The following is a 21393-nucleotide window of genomic DNA, read 5'->3' as shown; positions in this document are numbered from 1 at the left end:
AAAAAAAATGAAAAGAAATATTTTAATTATTGTTGTATTTTTAGCAATTATAGCAGCTGCGCTTTTTGCTTATCAAAATAAAATAAATAATGAAATCAATAGTAAAATTGAAGAGTTTAATAATAATGGATTTATTGTAAAACATGAACAATCAACAAATTATATTGATACAAGTGCAAAAGGTGAACTTGAAATTGCAAATCCTGATAAAGTAGCTTCTTGGCTTTTAAGTAACATAAATGATGAAGAGTTAAAAAAAGCTATTGAAGAACAATATATTTTTCTTGCACCAAATGATAAAGAGCTTTTCTTTTCAGGTGTAAAGTTTGATTATGATTTTGTTTTTGAAAACTTTACAAATAAACTTTATTCAAATATATATTTAACGCAGTTATCAAAAATAGCTATGAATAATCTTACTCAAGAAATAGATAAACCAAGTAGTAAATGGCTTTTAGATTTATTAAAAGATAAAAAATTACAAGTTAGTATAAATGAGAAAAAAGAGTATAAAGTAGCTGACATTGATACAATAATTCCAGATGAAAATATAATTATTACAATTAGAGGTTTTCAAGGAGATGGGAAAAATTTAGCAATTAATTCGTTTAAAATTTCTGATATGAATATGGAAAATAGAGCTCTACTTTTAATAAATGAAATAGCAATTAATTATGAAAAAAATGAAAATAAAGAGAGTTCAAAAACATTAATTAAAAGTATTGAATTTCAAGAAAAAGATAGCATTTTTAATATAAAAAATTTACTAATTAATTCAAGTTATGAAAAAGATGAGATAAATATAAATACAAAAAGTGACTTAAGTTTTGAAGAATTAACAACAAAAAACTTCAATTTTGAATCTGTAAATCTTAAAAATACATCTTTATCATTTAATATTAATAATTTACCAATAAAAAAACTTGATGAAATAGGTTTATATATAAAAGATAAAAGATATGAAGAGTATCTTAAATCATTAGCACAAAGTGGTTTAGAAATACAATCAAGTGGAAATGCTTCAAATTATTTAGTTAATGAACAAAGAATTTTGGATACTTTAAAATTTAATTTAAGTTTTAAATTAAATAAAAATATGGTAGAAAATGAACCAAAAGATATTACTGATATATTTGAAGATGTAAAATTAACAGTTGATTTAGATGCTTTAACTGCACAAAATTTAAAAGGCTTTTTAGATTTAAAACAAAACTCAAATATAAGTTTTATAGATATTGATAATAATCTAAAAAGATTTGAAGTGCTTTTAAAAGAAGATGGTTTATATGTAAATAATCAAAAAGTTTTAGAAAAAAATGAGTTAGCACTTCCATCAGAGGATAATGCTTTTCAAGAAAATGAAAATAGTGAAAGTACTGAAAATAACCAAAATACAAGTGATGATTTAACAATAAAAAAAGTATCACAAAAAAGTTTAACTTATAATTACAAACTTTTAGATGACAATCTTTTGGAACTTAATATAAAATATTCTCCTTCTTTAAAAGTTGTTTCAAGTGGAGGAATTTCAGTTTCTTTTCCTCAATTTACGGATTCTTCAAGAATTATTAAAAATACAACTACAAGTTTTGAACAAATAAATTTTTATGAAGCAGGAAGTCAAATTTGGAATAGTGATTTACAACAAAATGTTGCTTCTACATATTTACTAGCTGAGGGTTGGGATAGTCATTGGACTGATAAAAAAGATAAAGAAATAACTTTTATTATAGATGTAAAAGATTTAGAAACTTTAGAGATATATTTAAGAGCAGGTGCTTTAAATGAAGTAGATACTTCAGAAAAATTATCTGAAATTGTTCCTCAAACAGGAGAAACTGATCAACAAAGTTATCCAATAGAAATCTTAGATATACCAATATTTAGAGTTAGATAATGAAAGAAAAGATATATCTTATTCCAGGGCTTATGACTGATGATAGGCTTTGGAGTAGAATAATTCCTCTTTTGCAAAATGATTATGAATTGGTACATACACCAATTCCTCATAGTGAAGATTTTGATGAAATTATTGATATATTATTTAATGAATTTAAAGAAGAAAAAGTAAATCTTTTAGGCTTTTCACTAGGAGGATATATCGCATCATATTTTGCAATAACATATCCAAATAGAGTAAATAGACTTTTTTCAGTTGCAGCAACTCCTGGAAACTCAACTGAAGCAGAAATTGAAAGAAGAAAACAAAAATTTGCAGTAATTGAACAAGAAGGTTTTTTAGGATTAAGTTATAAAAAAGCAAAATCTTTAGTAGAAGAAAAAAACCAAAATGATGATGAGTTAATTAAAATCATTCAAGATATGTTTATGGAACTTGGAAAAGAGACTTTTATTTCTCAACTTACAAGTACTTTTTATCGAAAAGATTTATTTGAAGATTTAATAAACTTAAGTATTCCAATTTGGTTTTTTTACAGTATTAATGACAGACTTTTGAATCAAGAAGCTATTAAAAAGTTGCTTCTTGATAATCATAATATGAATATAATTAATAGAGTTGGAACAAGCCATAATATTCCTTTGGAAGAACCAATGCTTTTAAGTACATATATAAAAGATTGGATGAAAGAGAGTTTTTAAAACTCTCTTTTAAACAAACTACTTTTCAAAAATCTGTTCAAGTTTTTCAAGTTCTACAACAGGAGGATTTGGAAGCTCTGGAAATGCTTTTTGAACCATTGAAGTAATTGATTGAGGATAAATCCTAAAGTTTAGTTTTACCATGGCTTTTAATGGATATTTTAAATCTTTAGGCAAATCATAACTTTCAACTCTTCTTGTTTTTGCAGGGATTCTAGTATCGCTTAAAAGCTTCTCATACTTCCAAAACAGTAAACCTACAGCCTTTCCATCTTTGTCCCCAAACACTTTCATAAATGGTCTTGCATCTGCTTTTAAATCGCCATTAATATCAAGTTTTCCACTTGAAAATACTATTTTATCATTTGCATCAACTATTGTAATATCAAGCCATAACTCTCTAAAATCAGCAACGCCCGTTGGTAAATGATGACCAGCACCCACATTTTCAACTCCCACATGAACTTGATTATCTTTTATATCAACATCAAGTTTTGCTGATGTTCTTAAAAGTTGTAATACTTGATCTTCATGGTTTTTATCTTTTAAACCAGCTAAAAAATGATTTGAACCTGCAAAATAGTGAACTTTTACATCTTTTTTAACAACTCCACCATCAGTAGAAACTCCGTTTAATGGAGCAAACTTATCATCTTTTAAATATGTCATATGACAATCTATACAAGTTTTATTTTTTGTTTTATCTTCTTTGTTATTATAAGGCGATGCTTCCCACTCTTTGAATGTTGATACTATTTGTTTATTTGTAGTAGGTGATGTTTCATCATGGCAAGAAGCGCAATATTTGCTCTCTTTGTACAAAGGTTTCATATAACTATCTTTGTGTACATTTGGTTTTGCATTTATAAATTTATGCCCTAAATATTTCCCCACAGTTGATTCATCATCTTCAAAAGGATATTTTTTTCTACTTGTTATATCTAAAGTATAAGAAGCATTTCCAGCACTTATGGCATCTGTAATTGTGTGGCAAGTAAGACAAGAAACACCCTCTTCAAGTCTTGTATTTCCATGCTTTTCAAAAGTTTTTACCAATGTTTGGGCATTTGACTCAAATAAAGTATTTGCTAAAAAATTATCATCCATAGCATGGCTAGTTCTTGTAAGCCCTGTGGTTAAAGCACTTGGGTTGTGGCAACCCATACACCACTTTTTAAACTCAGCTCCTTCAACTTCCCCTGCAATTGATTCCATAACCATATAATAAGGGTTTGATTCTACTAGATTTTTATGATTTGAATTTGCCCATTGATTAAAAATCTCACTATGACAAGATTTGCATTTTGTTGAGTTTGTCCAATCTTCATTGTGATAAACTTCATTTTTTGGTGTTTTAAGATTTAAAAGTTTGTTTTCGATTTTTGTTTCACTATGCAAAGGTATATTTAAAAATGAAAAAGTAAAAAGAAGAGCAGCAATAGATAATATATTTGTTTTTACTTTTTTTCTATGAGAGAATAGAAAAATTAAAAGTATAAAAGAACCATATAAATGAATATTAAAACTTATAATTCCCCAAATATCTCCACCTTTATTTCCTATAAAAAAAAGATAAACTCCACTAATTACAATCATCAATAAAACAAATCCTAAAATCCAACCGCTAACACTATTTACTTTTTTAATCACAATATATTTGTAAGCGTGTTTGTTTACAAAAGGAATAATATAAAAAATACAAAGAAAAATTGAAGTGAAAATATGAACAACAGATACAATTCTTAAGTTTTCCCATGAAATATTTAATATATCCATTTGTAAAATTCCACTTAAAAATATTAGAAGAATTAGAACTTTTATATTTATTATTTTCATTTAATAACCTTTGCATCTTTTGAATAATCTACTACATTTCCCTCTAAAGTCTTTAAAAATTCTACAATCTCATCTATTTGTTGATCTGATAAATTTAATCCTACTTGGTGTCTTCCCATTATTTCAACTGCTTCTCTTATTTTATCAACGGCGCCATTATGAAAATATGGTGAAGTTTTTGTAACATTTCTCAAAATTGGAACTCTAAAAAATTGAGTGTCAGATCTTCCTAAATAACCGCCTTTATTTTCAAAAGGAAAAGTTTCATCTATTATTTTAAAATCAGGTGGAGAGCCTAAATTTGGTCGTAAATCATGAATTCCAGCGAAATGACGAAGAGGAAATCTTTGAACACTTTGACCTCCAACACTCATTCCTGTGTGACAACCACTACATCCAAAATTCATAAAATTTACTAATCCTCTTTTTGCATCTTTTGAAATAGATTCATTGTTTCCTTCTAAAAACTCATCAAAGCTACTTCTTGTAAGTAAAGTTTTTACATAAACAGCTATTGCTTTTTGAATATTTTCAAAACTTAGATAATCTTGATTTTCTTTTATTTCATCTTTGAAAACTTCTTTAAAGTCAGATATATATTTTTTATCATTTTTTAGTTTTTTTACAAGATCATCAGCTTTTATATTCATTTTAGAAGGAGCTTGTATTGAGTTGCTAATTTGTTGTTCTAAAGTTTTTATTTCACCATTCCATGTAAGATATTTAGCCAAAGAAGAGTTTAAAATAGTCATAGTATTTAGATGATGAGGATTTGTAGCACCTTTGTATCCAATAGAAGTTGATAATCTATCCGTTCCACTTTCATCACTTAAATGACAAATTACGCAGTTATTTGCGTCTTTTAAATCATTTGGTGTTTTTTTTGAAGTAATTGCATTTAAAATAATCTTTTTATCATCAGAATTTTTACTAATCATATGACAAGTGGCACAACTAATTGTGTCATCTAAAGAGAGTTTTGTATCAAAAAAAAGTTCTTTTCCTAAGGCTATTTTTTTTAGATTTATAGGGTTATTTTCATCATCACTTATTTTTAAAAGCTCTTCATAACTGTTTGGAATTGCTTTTAATCCTTTTGCATTTGCAGTAGCTCTTAGTTGAGAATCAGTATAAGTTTTAAAATTTCTTTCTTTTGTAAGATTTGGTAAAAATAACAAAAATGATATGAAGATAAAAGCTATGATTATAACTTGTGAAAATGATTTCATTTTATTCCTATATTTTGTTTTATGTAATATTTTACATCATAACAAAATTAGAAATAATAAAAATTGTAAAAAATCAAGTTTTTAAAAAACAAATAAAAAAAAGTAGATACAAACTCCCATAATAGAGCTAATACTCAAAGCTGTAAAAATAGCTTTTCCTATTTTCTTGTGAGAAGTTACATTTAGAGTATTGTTTTTGTATTGTTTATAAGATGAAATAAATAAAAACAACCATCCTGCAACTGCTGCTATTGCTATTAAAATATGAATTATTAAGAAAAATAACATAAAATCATAGGAAATATTACTATATTTTGAATACTCAATAAATCCACCTGAAATTCTAATACCAATTTCAAATATCACAACTATAAATAAAGTAACACCCAAAATCACAGCTTGTGAAATAAAGTGTTTTTTATAATGCTTTTTTATTGCAAAAAATATGCTAATAGCCAGTAAAAAGGGCAATATTGCAAAATAAACAGTTGCTAAATCCAAATAAAAAGGAGCCGCTGTTCCTAAAAACCCCTTGGGAAAAAGCATTTATTTTAGTTTTTTAGCAGGAGATTTCATAATAATTCTTTCAATTAAAATAAAACCAAATGGAATTAATGAATAAACAAATAATTGAAAACCTAAAAATTTCCATTTATATCTATTCATAGCCATAACTAAAGCTACAAAAAACAGTATAAATAAAACTCCATGACTCATTCCTACAACTTTTACAGCCAAGGGATAATCAAACATATATTTTAATGGCATTGCTATAAAAACTAATATTAAATAAGATAAACCTTCTATAATTGAAATAATCCTAAATCTCGAAAAAGTGTCGTTTTTCATAATCTTCCTTTTAAATAAAAACTGAGTATATAAAAGTTTGGTTTATGAAAGGTTAATAAAAACACATTATCTAAAACACTAAGTACTTGTGTTACAATCGCGAATGAAAAACATAATACTAACAACTTTAAACTCAAGATTTTCTCACAGCTCGTTGGGTTTGAGATATTTATACGCAAATTTAAGAGAATTAAAACCCCAAGCTGAGATTTTAGAGTTTGTAATAAACTCATCAGTTCAAACAATAGCAGAACAAATACTAGATAAAAAACCAAAGATTATAGGAATTGCTGTATATATTTGGAATGCTTTTGATGTAGGTGAACTTGTAAAAATAATAAAAAAAGTATCACCTGAAACTATTATAGTTGTAGGTGGTCCAGAGGTTAGTTTTACTCCTCGTAGAGTGAACTTTGATGTGGTTGATTATATAATTAGTGGTGAGGGAGAAGATAGTTTTTATACTCTTTGTAAAGAGATATTAGATGGAACTTGCACTCAGCCAAAAGTAATATTTTCACCAAAAGTAGATTTTGAAAAAATTGCACTTCCTTATGATGATTACACTGATTTTGATATAAAAAACAGACATATTTATGTGGAAAATGCAAGAGGTTGTCCTTTTGAATGTGAGTTTTGTTTATCTTCAATAGAGACAAAAATGAGATATTTAGATGTTGATATTTTCTTAAATGAAATAGATAAACTTTGGAATAGAGGTGCTAGAAATTTCAAGTTTATAGATAGAACTTTTAATATCAAAATATCTTATGCAAAAGCAATCTTAGATTATTTTTTAGCAAAACAAGAAGATTATTTTTTACATTTTGAGGTAATTCCTGATAATTTTCCTGAAGAACTAAGAGGTTTAATAAAACAGTTTAAACCAGGTTGTTTACAGCTTGAAGTTGGTATTCAAACGCTAAATCTTGATGTTGCAAAAGAGATTCATAGAAATTTGAAAATTGATAAAATCAAAGATAATTTAAAATTTTTATCACAAGAAACCCATGCACATATGCATATTGACTTAATAATTGGGCTTCCAAGTGAAGATATAGAGAGTTTTGGAAGAAATTTAAATCAACTTTATACTTTATCAACGGGTGAAATTCAAGTAGGAATTTTGAAAAAATTATCAGGAACAACACTTGATAGACACGACAAAGTTTATGGAATGGTTTATAATGATTCACCACCTTATGATATTTTAAAAAATGACTTGATTAGTTTTTCACTTATGCAAGATATGAAAAGATTCGCAAGATTTTGGGATATTATTTACAACAGTGGAAATTTTCAAAAAACAACAGCGTTACTTTTTGAAGATGGAAAAGTTTTTGAAAATTTCTATGCTTTAAGTAAATGGTTATATAAAAGAAGTGAATCAACATATAAAATTTCACTTGATAGAATGGCTGAATTTTTATATGAATTTATGTCATCGAAACATGAAAAAGAGTTAATTGCAAATACAATTTTAGAAGATGTTATGAAAGTAGGTGGAAGAAATATACCACCTTTTTTGAAAAAAATTATTCCACAAAATAATGACTTTACACAAAAAGATGTTTCAAAAGCAAATAAAAGACAACAGTTAAGGAGTGAATAAATGAGATTTTTAAATAATTTTTTTATTATAGGTTTAATAACAACTTCAAGTTATGCTTTAGATATTGATAAACATTTAGAACTATCGTATGTTCAAACAAGTGGAAATACAAATACAACTACTTTTTCTTCAAAACTTGAGGGTACAGCAGCTTTAAGTGATACAGAAAGTATAAGAGCAAAGGGAAGTATGTTATATAATGAAAATGAAAATAGTACTTCCGCAAATAAATATAATTTAGAACTAGATTATAATCACATGATAACAAAAAAACTATACTCAAATATAGGAATAAATTATATTAAAGATGAATTGTCAGATTATGATTATAGATTAAATTTTGGTCCGGGTCTTGGATATAAATTTCTTGAAGATAAAACTCAAACACTTGATATTCAAGGTGGTTTAGATTACGCTTATGATAGATATAATAATGGTTTAAAAGATGATTATTTAGCTGGAAGAACTGAATTAAACTATAAATACAGATTTTCTAAAAGTGTTGAATTTAAACAAATGTTAAGTTATTTAGCATCTTTTGAAGATAGTGAAAAGTATTTTGCTGTAAGTGATTCTGCAATTGGTGTTAAAATGACAGAAAACCTATCTTTAGGAGTTAGTTATAATATGGATTATACTAACAAAACTGAAAAAGAGAAACTTGATACAAAGTTTTTAACTTCTTTAATAGTTGATTTTTAAATCTTTTTAGTTAAGAGTTACTTTTTTTAAACAGTTTTGAAAAAATAGGAACAACTTTTACAGCTATAAATCCAATAATTGTTCCAATAATTATTTCACTCAAAAATCCACCCATTGGAATAGATTTTATAATATTATCAAAAGAGTGTAATATGTGAGTTTCATGTACAAATATTCCACCACCAACAGCTAACATGGCTATTATTCCTACTATACTAATTGTCTTTATAATATAAGGCATTGAATTTACAAATCCATTTCCAATAGTTTGTAAAATAGGGCTTCTTTTTTCTTGTAAATAAAAACCTATATCATCAAGTTTTATGATTAAAGCTACAATTCCATATACAAAAACTGTTGTTAAAATTCCAACTAAAACTAAAACAGAAACTTTTGTCAAAAAGTTTGTATTTGCAATCAAACTAAGTGTTATAACAATAATTTCAAAAGATAAAATAAAATCTGTTTTAATCGCACCTTTTACTTTTTCATTTTCTAATTTTTCAGTTGAAAGCTCTTTAATAGTCTCTTTTTCATCTGCAACTTCATGATGAGTTCCAAGTTTTTCTAAAACACTTTCAACTCCCTCATAAGCTAAATAAATTCCACCCAAAATCAAAATAGGAGAAATTAACCAAGGAACGATATAACTCATTAATAAAACAGCTGGAATAATGATAAATTTGTTTTTAAAACTTCCCATAGCAATTTTATAAACTATTGGAAGTTCTCTTAATGCAGCTTTTCTTTTTGCTTCTAAAATTGCTGATTGTCTGATTTTTTCTAATTCATCTAAAATCTCTTTTTGAGCTTTTTCATCAAGTTTTTCAATATTTTGTTTAAATTCATCAACTGTTTTTGCTTTTTTTAATTCATTTTTTAAAATATCAGATGTTGTTTCATTTGTAAAATTTGCAATTGCAGCTAAATCATCAACTACAAGTCCAGATGATTTTATACTTGCAAGTTTTGTATAAGTTGCAATGTCATCAAAAAGTAATCCCACATCATCAAGTGAAGTTACTAATGATTTTGCGGTTGTTGCCATAGTTTTTCCAGCTAATGAACTAACATCATCTGCTAAAATGGATAAATATCCTAAAATTCCTGCCATTAATATTCCTAAATTTTTTTGTTATTTTATCATAAATAAAAATCGGTCTTTTTATTTTAGTTTATAATCTGCTAATCTAACAAATCGAAAACCCTCTTTTTTTAGCTCTTTTATAGCTTCAATTGTTCCAATTGCTGTTTGAGATTCAGGATGATTCATGTGAATTATTGCTATTTCACCTTTTTTTGCTTTTAAGAAAGCCTCTTTTACTTTTTTAGCAGAAAAAGTAGCTCCCGCATCTCCTAAAATAGAAAATCCAATTATTTGATGGTTTAGTTTATTGGCAATTTTTACAGCAACTTCATCATAATATGCTGTTCCTGAACGAAAATATTTTGGTCTTTTATGAGTTATTGACTCTATTTTTCTGGCATTTAATTCAATTTCATCAATTAACTCTTCAGCATTTGCTGTTCCTTTTAAGTTGTAAATCGATTTACCATTTACAGATGCTGGTTTGTGTTCTAATCCATGATTTGCAATTTCAAATTGAGGTTTAGATGCTAATGTTTTGAAAATTTTTGGATTTTTATCTATCCATCTAGCATTTATAAATAAAGTTGCTGGAATATTTTCTTGTTCTAAAAAATTAATTAATTTTTCATCATAACCCATTCCTAATGGACTTCCACAAGCATCCATTGTAAGTGCTATTACTTTTTCATTTGTGTCAAGTTTAGTTTTTACACCTGTTGCGTTTTCTCCCCATTGTTTTGGAGTTTGATTTTCAAATTCAAGAGCAATATTTTTTCTAAAAATTTCATACTCTTTTTTAGAACTACTTGGTTGCTCACTAAAATAACTATCACTTGCAGTTTTTGCACAAGCACTAAAACCAAGAGCAAATAATAAAGAAAAGACAATTGACTTTTTCATGGATTTTCCTAATAACAAAATAGATATAATAAATAATACTATATGAAAATTTAATAAAAAAGTTGATTAATGCAAGAAAAAAATAAAGTTTTTGATGTAATTGTAATAGGTGGCGGACCAGCTGGTATCATGGCAAGTATAAGTGCTGCAAAAGAAAATAAAAGTGTTTTATTACTAGAAAAATTATCAAAAATAGCAGCAAAATTAAAAGCCACAGGTGGAGGAAAATGTAATCTTACAAATACTTTATCAACTGATGAATTTATGGCAAAATTTGGTAAAAATGGACGATTTATGAGCCATGCACTTGAAGCTTTTAATGCAAATGATTTAAGAGATTTTTTTGCTAGTATTGGAGTTGAAACAATTGCCCGAGATGGTTTTCGAGTATTTCCACTTGAACATAGTTCTGGAATTATTTTAAAAGCTTTGGATGATGAACTTGAAAGATTAAAAGTAAAAGTTGATTGTTCTGTTGAAATACAAACTATTCAAAAAAAAGATGATATTTTTATTATAACTAGCCAATCAAATATTTACAAATCAAAAAATATTATCCTAGCAACGGGTGGGTTAGGTTATCCAACCCTTGGAGCAACTGGTGATGGATATATTTTTGCCAAAGAGTTTGGGCATGAAGTTACATCACTTCATCCAGCAATGATGCCACTTTTTACAAAAGAGAAAAACTTCGCAGCTTGTAAGGCTGATACAATCGCAAAAGCAATTTTAAAAGTAGATATTGCTAAATACAAAAAACTAAAACTAACAGGTGATTTGATTTTTACAAATAACGGAATAAGAGGTCCAGTAGTTTTAGATTTTGCCAGAGAACTTACTCCTATTTTGGCAAAATATGATGAAGTGCCACTTTTAATTAGTTTTTTAAAAGGTAAAAATGAAGAGCAAATTTATACACATCTAAAAAAAGAGATAGAAAAAAATCCAACGGCAACAGTTTTAGAAAATCTTACTTCTCTTTTAGCTTTGAGTGTAGCCCAAGAGATTTGTAATATTTGTGAAATAAACTCAGCTGAAAAGTTCAAAAATATAGATGGAATAAAAAGAGAAAAATTAATAAAAACCCTAGCATGGACACCACTTACAGTAATAGGACATGAGGGATTTAAAAATGCCATGATTACAAGAGGTGGAGTTGAACTTAAAGAAATAGACTCAAAAACTATGCAAAGTAAACTAATAGATGGTTTATATTTTTGTGGAGAAGTTGTAAATATAGACGGCCCTTGTGGTGGATATAATCTTCAATGGTCTTTTTCAAGTGGAAATTTGGCGGGGAAAACGATAAGTTTATAAATAAAAATACCGTTATTGTCTGCTATTGTATTTTTTATATATAAAGCTATAATCCAAAATAATATAATATTTGGAGATGTCTATTTGCAGTATTTTAAAATTAAAAATTACCACTTGGCAATTATTTTAGTTTTCCTTTTTTCTTATGTAAATATTTTTGCACAAGAAAAAACAGATTTTATTCCTTTTGTTTTAACTCAAAATGAAAAAGATTGGTTAAGCTCACATCCTATTATAAAAGTCGGAGTTGACAAAGATTATGCTCCTTATGAATGGCTCGAAAATAATGAATATAAAGGTGTTGTTATTGAGTATCTGAGACTAATTGAAAAAGTTATTGGTATAAAGTTTCAAATAGTTACTAATAAATCTTGGGATGAAATCATAAATCTTGCAAAAGATGGAAAGATTGATATGATTACAAGTATTACAAATACTCCTGAGCGAAATAAATATCTTAATTTTACACAATATTATAGAAGTAGTCCGGTTATTATTATAGATAATGGGAAAAATAGTTTTATTGCTGGCTTAAAATATTTAAATAATAAAAAAGTTTCTGTAGAAAAAAGTTATTTTATGGAAGAACTTTTAGAAAATAATTATCCAAATATTAAACTTGAAGTTGTGAATAGTACAAAAGAAGCTTTAGAGTTAACAAATATAGGAAAAGTTGATGCTTATGTTGGAGATGTGGGTCTTGCTGATAATATAATTAAAAAATATAATTTCTCAAATTTGCGTTTTTCAGGTCAAACAGAATATTTTAGTAATCAAGGTTTTGCAGTTACAAAAAATAATGTTGAACTTCTCTCTATTTTAAATAAAGCTGTAAAATCTTTACCAGAAGATGAAATACAAAAAATGTTTAATTATTGGTTAAATGTAGACCGTGGAATAGATGTAAAAACTATAATTTTTTATGCTCTTGGAACATTATTTATTTTGTTAGTTGTAATTTATTGGATTTATAGATTAAGAAGCGAAATAACTCAACGTAAAATTGTCGAAAATAAACTAAAAGAGAGTGAAACTCTTTATCGACAATTAACAGAAGATATAAATGATGTAATTTGGAAAATAAATACCAATTTTATAATTACTTATATAAGCCCATCAGATGAACGTTTTCGAGGTTATAAAGCAAGTGAAGTTATAGGAAAAAGTGTATTCGAATTATTTACTGATGAAAGTATTTTTATTATTAAGAAAGAAATAAAAGAAAGATTAGAATCATTAGAAAAAGGTATTAGATTATCTCCTTTTACAATAGAACTTCAACATAAATGTAAAGATGGAAGTATAATTTGGGGTGAAATATTATCCAAACAAGAAATGGATATAGAAGGAAATATTATTGGTTATCATGGTGTTACAAGGGAAATTACAAAACGTAAAGAATTACAGGAAAAAATAGAACAATTAGCATATCGTGATAGCCTTACAAAATTACCAAATCGTCGTTCTCTTAATGATAAAATGAGTTTTATAATGTCAAAAAGTGAACGAAGTCAAAAGTATTGTGCTTTGGTTTTTATTGATTTGGATAATTTTAAACCTCTAAATGACACTTATGGACATAATGTTGGTGATTTATTATTGATTGAAGTTGCCAATAGATTAAAAAATAGTATTAGAAAACTCGATGTAGTTGCAAGATTGGGTGGAGATGAATTTGTAATAGTTTTTGATGAATTTGATGAAAATAAAGATATATCAAAAGAAAATATTTTTAAAGTAGTTGAAAAGATAAGAATATATCTATCTCAAGCATATGAATTTAATATTATAAATGAAAAAAAAGAAAATATAGATATAAAACATTATTGTACGGCTAGTATTGGTGTTTGTATGTTTAAAGGAGAACAAATAAGTTCTTTAAATATTTTTAGATGCGCTGATTCAGCCATGTATGAGGCTAAAGAATCAGGGCGAAATACTATTAAATTTTATGAGTTAGTGGAGAAATTTTAATAATATAAAGTAATACAATATAAGACAATTAACTAGGCAAGTTTTAGAAACTTGCCCATTCATCGTCATCTTTAGTATTTGATGAAACTACTTTTGTATCGCGTTTTATATTTGAAGTGATTTTATTTGGAGTTGTAGTTTTTGTAGGTATATTTTTTGTAGGTGTTTGAGTTGAAGTTGGTTTATTTTCTAAAACTTTTGCAGTAACTTCATTTTTACCAATAAACTCTTTTGCATTTGCATTTGAAACAACTAATTTAGCTATTGTATCTGTTTGAATAGCTACTTCATAAGTTTGTGTAGCAATTATTGCATTTTGTTGAGTTTGTTGGTCAAGGGCGCTAATAGCATCATTTATTTGTTCAATTCCAGCTAATTGCTCTTTACTTGAACCTTCAACATTTTTTATTAGTTCAATTGTTTGTGAAATATTATCATTTAGCATTTTATAACCACTAATCATATCTTCTGATATTTTTTTACCTTGGTCAGCTTTTTTAGTTGCAGTTTCAACAAGAATTTTTATCTCTTTTGCAGCATCTGCACTTCTTGAAGCTAGGTTTCGCACTTCTGCTGCTACAACTGCAAATCCTTTTCCAGCTTCTCCAGCAGTTGCTGCTTCTACGGCTGCATTTAATGAAAGAATATTTGTTTGGAATGCTATTTGGTCAATTACTGTAATTGCTTCATTTATCGCATTTACTTCTTTATCTATTTCATTCATTGCATCTGTTGTTTGGTTTGCTAATTTTTCACCTTTTGAAGCTGAATCAGTTACACTTGAAGCTAATTGTGACATTTTAACAATATTATTTGTATTGTTTGAAATATTACTTGAAATCTCTTCAACAGCTGCAGCAGTTTCTTCTAAAGCAGCAGCTGCTTCATTTGAATTTCTATTTAAAGTATCAACATTTTTAAGAAGGATATGACTACTTTCTCCCAAAGTTAATCCATTTGATTTATTTTCAACAAGCATATCATTTATAATGTCTGCAAGGTTATTTAATCCGACAGTAACGCCACTATTACAACCTTTGATTCTGTGTGTAAAATCAAGTTTTGCATATTTTTCTAAAGCAAGGCTTATATCATTTATATTTGTACAAACTCTTAATTGAAGACTTAAAAGCATATCATTTATATGATGTCTTAGCTCTTCTAAACTTTGTGTCTCTGTTTTATTCTCTAATCTTTTATTTAAGAATCCTTCTTTGATTGTTATAGCAATTTGATTTATCTCTTCTAAAAACACATTATCAGAATCTATAGTTCTTTTTGTTTTAGAAATATTTTCATTTACAATTTTTGCCATATTTCCAAATTCATCATGATTTGCATCGTCTAACATTTCAACTGTTGTTGATTCTTTATTTAGATAACCAAAGAAACTCAATAGTCCTTTTTGGAAATTATTTAAAGTTGTTATTAATTGATTTGATAAAACAAGCGAAAAAGTAACAAAAAATATGATTGCAATAAGTGCAATTGCGATTAATGCTATATTCATTGTATTTATTGCTTTTTCTTTTCTCTCAATAGTATTCTTATTTATAAGAGCTAGTTGGTTTTCAAGTTTCAATCCAATATCAACCATTCTTGTTATTACGGCTAATATTTCAGGAGTCTCTTTTTCTATTCCATTTTTATAATCAGGTATTCTTTTTTGTGACATTTCATCAAAGCTTTTTATATAATTTTTTGATTCATTTACAATTACATCACATAAATCAATATTTTCTTTTACAACTAATATTGGTTTTAACTTTAAAACATAATTATTTAAAAGTTCAAAATCATCTTTAACTATTTTTGCTTTTGATTCATCGGGGCTTCTTAAAAATTGATAAACAGATATTCTTCCTTTTAAAACTTGTTGAATGAATAAATCAGTCTGTCCTGCTGCGTTTGTTTGTCGTTTTTCAATATTATCAAAATAGCTAAATATCAAGGCTGATATTATTACAATAAAGATAAAGGCTATTGGTAAGAGTAGAAGTTTTCGTTTTGTAGAGGTGTTTTTCAGCAAGTTTAATCCTTTTTTAAGAAATGATAATGAATGTTACAAATATTAAGCAAAACTTTAGCTTAAATTAAATAATTTTATACTTGACAAGATTAATTGTAATTTAAGCAAAAAAATTAGTGTTTTTAGTTCTAAAAATATATAAGAAATATATAAATTTATACTTTCATAAAAGCATAGTGAATATAATTAATAAAAATTTTTAGGAGAAAAAAATGAAAAAAATTATATTTTTAATTTTTGCTACACTCTACGCAAATGCGCACTTTCTTACATTTATGTCAAACACAGATAATGTAAATAATCAAAAGGAATCAAAAGTAGATTTGGATATATCTTTTATACATCCTTTTGAACAAACAGGTATGACTTTGGAAAAACCTGAGGTTTTTGTAAATTCAAAAAATAATAAATTAAACCTAAGTGAAACCACAAAACTTGGGCATAAATCATGGAATAGTTCTTATGATATAAAAACTCCTGGAGTTTATAAGTTTTTTGTACAACCACAGCCGTATTTTGAACCAGCAGAAGAAAAATTCATTTCCCATGTTCCAAAACTAATAGTTAGTGCTTTTGGATTAGAAGATGCTTGGGATGAACCAATTGGTTTAAAATATGAAATTATTCCTCTTACTAAACCTTTTGGTTTGTATTCTGGAAATTTATTTCAAGGAAAAGTTTTGCATGATGGAAAACCAGCAGCTAATGTAGAAGTAGAAGTTGAAGCTTATAATGACTTTGGTTTAAAAGCACCAAATGATGCCCATGTAACACAAGTCGTAAAAACAGATGCTAATGGAGTTTTTTCTTTTGTAATGAATCACAAAGGTTGGTGGGGATTTGCAGCTTTGATAGAAGAGGGTGAATTAAAATACACAGATGGGAAAAATTATCCTGTTGAAAACGGTGCTTTAATTTGGGTAAAGGCTTACTAAAATGCATATAGCAGATGGTGTTTTATCCCTTGAAGCAACAGTTGTGGTTTCAAGTGTTAGTTTATTTGCTTTTTATAAAGCTATTAAAACAATAAAAGAGGATGAAATACCACTAGCAGCCGTTGCTAGTGCTATGTTTTTTATTGCTTCATTTATTCATATTCCTTTTGGAGTCACACAAATACATCTTATTCTTTTGGGTGTAATTGGGATATTTTTAGGAATTAGTAGTTTTATTTCTATTTTAATCGCTTTGATTTTACAAGCATTACTTTTGGGTTATGGTGGAGTGGCTTCAATTGGGGTTAATCTTTTTGTTATGGCGACACCTGCACTTATAATTTATCATATAAATAAAACTGAAATATTTTTAAAAATAAATGAAAAAATAAGATTTTTTTTAATAGGATTTTTAGGAGCATTTTTTGCTACTTTATTTTTAGTTCTTATTTTATATTTTTCAAAACCCCAATATGAATGGGCTGCTTATAGTATATTTACAGTTAATATAATAACTATGACAATCGAAGGATTTATTTCTATGTTTTTACTTATGTTTATCAAAAAAACATACCCAAAAATCTTAAAAGGATTGATTTGAAAAAAGTAATTTTATTTTTACTAATAACTAGTTCTTTATTTGCTCATAAAATAAATCTTTTTGTGACAAATGAAGAAAATGGTGTAAATATTTATTCATATTTCGCAAGTGGTGATCCTTGTATAAATTGTCAATTGATTATAAAAAATGGTGGAAATATTATTTTAGAAGATATTTTAGATGAAAAAGGAAAATATATTTTTCCTTCAAAATATAAAGAAATAGAAATCACAATAAACGCATCAGGTGGACATATCGTAAAACAGGATGTTGTAGTTGAAAATATAAAAAATGAATTATTAGAAACTCATATAGAAAAACAAAAGAACGATGAACATATAAAGATATTGATTTCATTATTTTTAATAGCAGTGATTTTTTATATTCTAAAAAAAGTAAAAAGAAAAACAAAATAATCAATGAATAATGAAGCTATAAAACTCATCGTTTCTTTACTTTTCTCTTTTTTTGTAGCTTTTACTTCTTTGGAATATTTTTATATTTTGCCAGTTTTATTGGTTTTGATTTATGAGAGAAAAGATGTAATAAAGATATTAAAAAAGCTATTTTTGTTAAACTTTTTTATTATAGTTTTAGTGATTTTTGTACTTTTTCAAAACTCTCAAATGGCAATAGAGTTGTTTTTACGAACAAATTTAATTTTGCTTTTTAATATCACAATATTTTATAAATCCAAAGGTTTTGATATAGTAAGAGGATTTAATACTCTAAAAGTAAGTCCCAAATTTATCTCAATATTTTATTTCACGATTTGTTTAATAGAGTATTTATTAAAAGAGTTTAAAAATATCAAAAATAGCCTAAAAGCTAGAGGTTTTAAAGTTCAAACTTCTATGTTTGTTTATCAAACCTTTGGGAATATTTTTGCTATGATGTTCATAAAAGCAATCAAAAAATCCCAAGATATGAGACTTAGTATGATCGCACGAGGTTTTAATTCACAAATGTTTTTGCTTGAAAACAATAAAATTAGCCAAAAAGATATTTTGGTTTTATTTTTTATTCTAAGTATTTTTTTAATAAAGGTTTTATACATATGAGTTGTTCCATAAATTTAAGAGCCGTTTCATACAAAAACGATGATAAAGAGATTTTTAATGATATATCTTTGAATCTAGGACATGAAGAAAAAATAGCAATAATAGGCTCAAATGGAAGCGGAAAAAGTACACTTCTAAAAATAATCGCAGGACTAATAAGCCCAAGTTCAGGTTATGTGGAAGTTTTTCACAACAAAATAAATGATTTAAAAGATTTCTCAAAATACAGAAGCGACATAGGATATTTACCCCAAGATGTAACAAATCACTTTTTATGCCCAACAGTTATAGAAGATGTGATTTTTTCTCTAAGGGCAAAAGGAGTTTCAAAAAACGAAGCCTTAATCCAAGGTGAAATGATTTTAAAAGAACTAAAAATAACCCACTTAAAAGATAGAGTAATTTTCGATTTAAGTGGAGGTGAACAAAAAATAGTAGCCCTTGCAGGACTTCTAATCCTAAAACCAAAAATCCTACTTTTAGATGAACCCACAAATGCCCTAGATGAACAAAGCGAAAAACGAATAGTAGAGATTTTAAATGCAATCAAAAAATCAATGATTATAGTATCCCACCATAGAAGTTTCATAGAAAGCTTGACTTCGACTGTTTATAGGCTGGATGGTGGGGGTTTGGGAAAATGAGTCATTTGATAGATATATATAAATATAGAAGTGGCACAACTCGAGATATTGAAGCTTTGATGAATAGTCAATTTTATGCATCAAGTATGGAAAACTTGAATGATGTTCACGAAGGGAAAATTATAGTTGATAATCAAGAAATAGAACTTTTTGATTTGCTTGTAAAAAATAGTGCTTCTACTTTTGATATTTCTATAAAAAAAGATTTAAATAATTTAATGCAAATATATAAAAATTCTGGAGTTTATTCTTTAAGTAAAGATTACAAAAATGAATTATTGTGGGCTTATTATGCAGATTCTCATAAAGGTTTTTGTATTGAATATGATTTCGATATATTGAAACAATATCCATGTAATGAAGATAACTTTTTTGATGTTAAATATTCAAAAAATGTTCCAATTATAAATTTAGGAAGTATATTCGATATTAGCATTTCGAAAAAAAGCTTAGTAACAAAAAGTTTATCTTGGAAGCATGAAGATGAAATTAGAATTTTAACACCATTTCAAGGTATCTTTACTTATTTTACTAGAGCTGTAAAATCTATATATTTTGGATATAGAACAGATAAAAATACTATTGAATCAATAATGGAAAAACTAAAAGGTAGAGGTATAAAATACTACCAAATGGATCATGAAAAGGATTTATATGCATTAGAAAAAATTGAAATAGAGGATATTTTTAAAGATGAATCTATTTATAAAAATAAGGTAAATAAATTTGTTCCATATCTTTTGGAAGATGAAAAACCTTATGAAGATTTGATAAAAAAAGCAATAGTTATAGTTGAGCAAGAGCCTTTATGTGAAAAAGTTATTGATGTTTCTAAAAGTTCTACAAAAGGTACTAAAGATAATCCAGTATTTTTTATAAGCTACGAAAATAAAATCAAGAATTTACCTACTCCGAATTATTTTATAAGTAAAAAAGAAATAGAAGAGATATTTAAAAATTGATTTCTGAAAGTTAAAAATATTTTGTTGGAAATTCAGTTGTCAAGTATTACTTAACAACTGAAATACGCTAAATAAGAAAATCTAAAAGATAACAAATTGCAATATTTTTTAAGATAAATAAATTTTTTTGTTATGATTTTCAAAAAAGGAAATCAAAATGGAAAAATTTATTGAAAACAAATCTTTACTTGAAGATTTGAAAAACCTCATTGAAATCACAAAACAAAATGTTGCTGTTAGTGTAAATTCAACTTTGACTTTGATGTATTGGCAAATAGGCTTCAAAATTAATGAAGAGATTTTGAAAAATAGTCGTGCTGAGTATGGAAAAGAGATTTTGCAAACACACTATCTATAAATTTGACTCAAGAGTTTGGTAAGGGTTATAGTTATTCTTCACTTTCTAGGATGATGAAATTTTCTCAAATTTTCACTTTTCAAAATGTTGCCACACTGTCGCAAAAATTAAGTTGGTCTCATTTTAGAGAATTATTGCCAATTGAAGATACTTTACAAATAGAATTTTACGCACAAATGAGTAGTTTAGATAAATGGAGTGTAAGAACATTAAGAAATAGAATCGACTCAATGCTTTATGAACGAACGGCTCTTTCAAAAAAACCTGATGAACTAATATCTTATGAAATAGAAAAACTAAAAGAGGGTGTTGTCTCTGCTAATATGATTTTAAAAGACCCTTATATTTTGGATTTTTTAGAGCTAAACGATAGATATTTGGAAAAAGATTTGGAAGATGCAATTTTGCGAGATATGGAAAGTTTTATTTTAGAACTTGGAAATGGTTTTTCTTTTGTAGCTAGACAAAAAAGAGTTCAAATTGGTAATGATGATTTTTATATTGATTTACTTTTTTATAATCGTAAACTAAAAAGGCTTATTGGAGAGGTAACTAAAAAACATACACTTTTTTGCTAATCCCTAAGCCACCATTTCAGATTGTAACACTTTTTCTTTTTCTTGTTTTTCTTCAAATTTAACAGGTGATAAATTTCCTAAATAACTATGACTTCTAACTCTATTATAATAAAAT

The 21393-nt window shown here is 26.7% G+C and carries 21 protein-coding genes; 14 read left to right on the top strand and 7 right to left on the bottom strand.

Going from position 1 to position 21393, the window contains the following annotated elements; all coding sequences use genetic code 11:
* The first annotated feature begins 7 nt into the window (after positions 1-7).
* Both B0174_RS00105 and B0174_RS00100 read left to right on the top strand, forming a co-directional pair.
* Positions 8-1897 (top strand): YdgA family protein, encoded by a 1890-nt coding sequence (locus B0174_RS00105; protein ID WP_108557603.1) that lies wholly within the window; start codon positions 8-10, stop codon positions 1895-1897.
* On the top strand, positions 1897-2601 hold the full coding sequence (locus tag B0174_RS00100) for an alpha/beta fold hydrolase (protein WP_108557602.1): 705 nt from the start codon (positions 1897-1899) through the stop codon (positions 2599-2601). Before B0174_RS00105 ends, B0174_RS00100 begins: the two co-directional genes overlap by 1 nt.
* 18 nt (positions 2602-2619) lie before the next feature.
* On the opposite strand, the gene B0174_RS00095 is transcribed toward B0174_RS00100, so the two are convergent.
* The 4 genes from B0174_RS00095 to B0174_RS00080 all read right to left on the bottom strand — a co-directional run bounded on the left by B0174_RS00095 (position 2620) and on the right by B0174_RS00080 (position 6515).
* Positions 2620-4437 carry a multiheme c-type cytochrome gene (locus B0174_RS00095; RefSeq protein WP_108557601.1) on the bottom strand — a complete coding sequence of 606 codons (1818 nt, stop codon included), beginning with the start codon at positions 4435-4437 and terminating at the stop codon, positions 2620-2622.
* Positions 4434-5666, bottom strand: a complete 1233-nt coding sequence (locus B0174_RS00090) for a cytochrome-c peroxidase (protein ID WP_108557600.1) — start codon at positions 5664-5666, stop codon at positions 4434-4436. The genes B0174_RS00095 and B0174_RS00090 overlap by 4 nt, the downstream gene beginning before the upstream one ends.
* Before the next feature lie 81 nt (positions 5667-5747).
* Positions 5748-6212 carry a DUF420 domain-containing protein gene (locus B0174_RS00085; RefSeq protein ID WP_108557599.1) on the bottom strand — a complete coding sequence of 155 codons (465 nt, stop codon included), beginning with the start codon at positions 6210-6212 and terminating at the stop codon, positions 5748-5750.
* On the bottom strand, positions 6213-6515 hold the full coding sequence (locus B0174_RS00080) for a DUF3817 domain-containing protein (RefSeq protein WP_108557598.1): 303 nt from the start codon (positions 6513-6515) through the stop codon (positions 6213-6215).
* Between the two features lie 103 nt (positions 6516-6618).
* On the opposite strand from B0174_RS00080, the gene B0174_RS00075 reads away from it, so the two are divergent.
* Positions 6619-8127 carry a B12-binding domain-containing radical SAM protein gene (locus B0174_RS00075; protein ID WP_108557829.1) on the top strand — a complete coding sequence of 503 codons (1509 nt, stop codon included), beginning with the start codon at positions 6619-6621 and terminating at the stop codon, positions 8125-8127.
* Positions 8128-8829 (top strand): DUF481 domain-containing protein, encoded by a 702-nt coding sequence (locus B0174_RS00070; protein ID WP_108557597.1) that lies wholly within the window; start codon positions 8128-8130, stop codon positions 8827-8829.
* 10 nt (positions 8830-8839) lie between these two features.
* Here the strand turns inward: B0174_RS00070 and B0174_RS00065 are convergent, their stop codons facing one another.
* Together B0174_RS00065 and B0174_RS00060 are read right to left on the bottom strand one after the other, a co-directional pair.
* Positions 8840-9943 (bottom strand): DUF808 family protein, encoded by a 1104-nt coding sequence (locus tag B0174_RS00065; RefSeq protein WP_108557596.1) that lies wholly within the window; start codon positions 9941-9943, stop codon positions 8840-8842.
* 51 nt (positions 9944-9994) lie between these two features.
* Positions 9995-10819 (bottom strand): polysaccharide deacetylase family protein, encoded by an 825-nt coding sequence (locus B0174_RS00060; protein ID WP_108557595.1) that lies wholly within the window; start codon positions 10817-10819, stop codon positions 9995-9997.
* Positions 10820-10888: 69 nt separating this feature from the next.
* Here B0174_RS00060 and B0174_RS00055 point away from each other — a divergent pair, with 69 nt between their 5' ends.
* Together B0174_RS00055 and B0174_RS00050 are read left to right on the top strand one after the other, a co-directional pair.
* On the top strand, positions 10889-12136 hold the full coding sequence (locus B0174_RS00055; protein ID WP_108557594.1) for a BaiN/RdsA family NAD(P)/FAD-dependent oxidoreductase: 1248 nt from the start codon (positions 10889-10891) through the stop codon (positions 12134-12136).
* A gap of 114 nt (positions 12137-12250) precedes the next feature.
* Positions 12251-14110, top strand: coding sequence for a diguanylate cyclase (locus B0174_RS00050; protein WP_133174779.1), 1860 nt, complete (start codon positions 12251-12253; stop codon positions 14108-14110).
* A gap of 43 nt (positions 14111-14153) precedes the next feature.
* On the opposite strand, the gene B0174_RS00045 is transcribed toward B0174_RS00050, so the two are convergent.
* A complete protein-coding gene (locus tag B0174_RS00045) occupies positions 14154-16139 on the bottom strand; it encodes a methyl-accepting chemotaxis protein (protein WP_108557592.1) in 1986 nt (661 codons plus the stop codon).
* Between the two features lie 212 nt (positions 16140-16351).
* On the opposite strand from B0174_RS00045, the gene B0174_RS00040 reads away from it, so the two are divergent.
* The 8 genes from B0174_RS00040 (at position 16352) to B0174_RS12400 (ending at position 21278) form a co-directional block, all read left to right on the top strand.
* The gene (locus tag B0174_RS00040) at positions 16352-17074 is read left to right on the top strand and encodes a DUF4198 domain-containing protein (protein ID WP_108557591.1); all 723 of its coding nucleotides are present in this window, start codon (positions 16352-16354) and stop codon (positions 17072-17074) included.
* 1 nt (position 17075) lies between these two features.
* Positions 17076-17675: a cobalt transporter CbiM gene (cbiM, locus tag B0174_RS00035; RefSeq protein ID WP_108557590.1), complete on the top strand. Its 600-nt coding sequence runs from the start codon at positions 17076-17078 to the stop codon at positions 17673-17675.
* Positions 17672-18091 carry a hypothetical protein gene (locus tag B0174_RS00030; protein WP_108557589.1) on the top strand — a complete coding sequence of 140 codons (420 nt, stop codon included), beginning with the start codon at positions 17672-17674 and terminating at the stop codon, positions 18089-18091. Before cbiM ends, B0174_RS00030 begins: the two co-directional genes overlap by 4 nt.
* Positions 18092-18094: 3 nt before the next feature.
* A complete protein-coding gene (locus B0174_RS00025; RefSeq protein WP_108557588.1) occupies positions 18095-18736 on the top strand; it encodes an energy-coupling factor transporter transmembrane component T family protein in 642 nt (213 codons plus the stop codon).
* Positions 18733-19380 (top strand): energy-coupling factor ABC transporter ATP-binding protein, encoded by a 648-nt coding sequence (locus tag B0174_RS00020; protein WP_108557587.1) that lies wholly within the window; start codon positions 18733-18735, stop codon positions 19378-19380. Before B0174_RS00025 ends, B0174_RS00020 begins: the two co-directional genes overlap by 4 nt.
* On the top strand, positions 19377-20342 hold the full coding sequence (locus B0174_RS00015) for a DUF2971 domain-containing protein (protein WP_108557586.1): 966 nt from the start codon (positions 19377-19379) through the stop codon (positions 20340-20342). The genes B0174_RS00020 and B0174_RS00015 overlap by 4 nt, the downstream gene beginning before the upstream one ends.
* Before the next feature lie 157 nt (positions 20343-20499).
* The gene (locus tag B0174_RS12405; protein WP_205663476.1) at positions 20500-20700 is read left to right on the top strand and encodes a DUF1016 N-terminal domain-containing protein; all 201 of its coding nucleotides are present in this window, start codon (positions 20500-20502) and stop codon (positions 20698-20700) included.
* Between the two features lie 50 nt (positions 20701-20750).
* Positions 20751-21278 (top strand): PDDEXK nuclease domain-containing protein, encoded by a 528-nt coding sequence (locus B0174_RS12400; RefSeq protein WP_407641243.1) that lies wholly within the window; start codon positions 20751-20753, stop codon positions 21276-21278.
* Positions 21279-21393: the final 115 nt, after the last annotated feature.

The sequence above is a fragment of the Arcobacter caeni genome (assembly GCF_003063245.1).
Classification (GTDB): Bacteria; Campylobacterota; Campylobacteria; order Campylobacterales; family Arcobacteraceae; genus Aliarcobacter; species Aliarcobacter caeni.
This window is presented reverse-complemented; position numbering and strand designations above follow the sequence as displayed.

What these genes read in the sequence shown, in the direction of transcription:
- B0174_RS00105 (WP_108557603.1), top strand. Translation starts at nt 8, where the DNA reads ATGAAAAGAAATATTTTAATTATTGTTGTATTTTTAGCAATTATAGCA.
- B0174_RS00100 (WP_108557602.1), top strand. Translation starts at nt 1,897, where the DNA reads ATGAAAGAAAAGATATATCTTATTCCAGGGCTTATGACTGATGATAGG.
- B0174_RS00095 (WP_108557601.1), bottom strand. Translation starts at nt 4,437, where the DNA reads ATGAAAATAATAAATATAAAAGTTCTAATTCTTCTAATATTTTTAAGT.
- B0174_RS00090 (WP_108557600.1), bottom strand. Translation starts at nt 5,666, where the DNA reads ATGAAATCATTTTCACAAGTTATAATCATAGCTTTTATCTTCATATCA.
- B0174_RS00085 (WP_108557599.1), bottom strand. Translation starts at nt 6,212, where the DNA reads ATGCTTTTTCCCAAGGGGTTTTTAGGAACAGCGGCTCCTTTTTATTTG.
- B0174_RS00080 (WP_108557598.1), bottom strand. Translation starts at nt 6,515, where the DNA reads ATGAAAAACGACACTTTTTCGAGATTTAGGATTATTTCAATTATAGAA.
- B0174_RS00075 (WP_108557829.1), top strand. Translation starts at nt 6,619, where the DNA reads ATGAAAAACATAATACTAACAACTTTAAACTCAAGATTTTCTCACAGC.
- B0174_RS00070 (WP_108557597.1), top strand. Translation starts at nt 8,128, where the DNA reads ATGAGATTTTTAAATAATTTTTTTATTATAGGTTTAATAACAACTTCA.
- B0174_RS00065 (WP_108557596.1), bottom strand. Translation starts at nt 9,943, where the DNA reads ATGGCAGGAATTTTAGGATATTTATCCATTTTAGCAGATGATGTTAGT.
- B0174_RS00060 (WP_108557595.1), bottom strand. Translation starts at nt 10,819, where the DNA reads ATGAAAAAGTCAATTGTCTTTTCTTTATTATTTGCTCTTGGTTTTAGT.
- B0174_RS00055 (WP_108557594.1), top strand. Translation starts at nt 10,889, where the DNA reads ATGCAAGAAAAAAATAAAGTTTTTGATGTAATTGTAATAGGTGGCGGA.
- B0174_RS00040 (WP_108557591.1), top strand. Translation starts at nt 16,352, where the DNA reads ATGAAAAAAATTATATTTTTAATTTTTGCTACACTCTACGCAAATGCG.
- cbiM (WP_108557590.1), top strand. Translation starts at nt 17,076, where the DNA reads ATGCATATAGCAGATGGTGTTTTATCCCTTGAAGCAACAGTTGTGGTT.
- B0174_RS00025 (WP_108557588.1), top strand. Translation starts at nt 18,095, where the DNA reads ATGAATAATGAAGCTATAAAACTCATCGTTTCTTTACTTTTCTCTTTT.
- B0174_RS00020 (WP_108557587.1), top strand. Translation starts at nt 18,733, where the DNA reads ATGAGTTGTTCCATAAATTTAAGAGCCGTTTCATACAAAAACGATGAT.
- B0174_RS00015 (WP_108557586.1), top strand. Translation starts at nt 19,377, where the DNA reads ATGAGTCATTTGATAGATATATATAAATATAGAAGTGGCACAACTCGA.
- B0174_RS12405 (WP_205663476.1), top strand. Translation starts at nt 20,500, where the DNA reads ATGGAAAAATTTATTGAAAACAAATCTTTACTTGAAGATTTGAAAAAC.
- B0174_RS12400 (WP_407641243.1), top strand. Translation starts at nt 20,751, where the DNA reads ATGATGAAATTTTCTCAAATTTTCACTTTTCAAAATGTTGCCACACTG.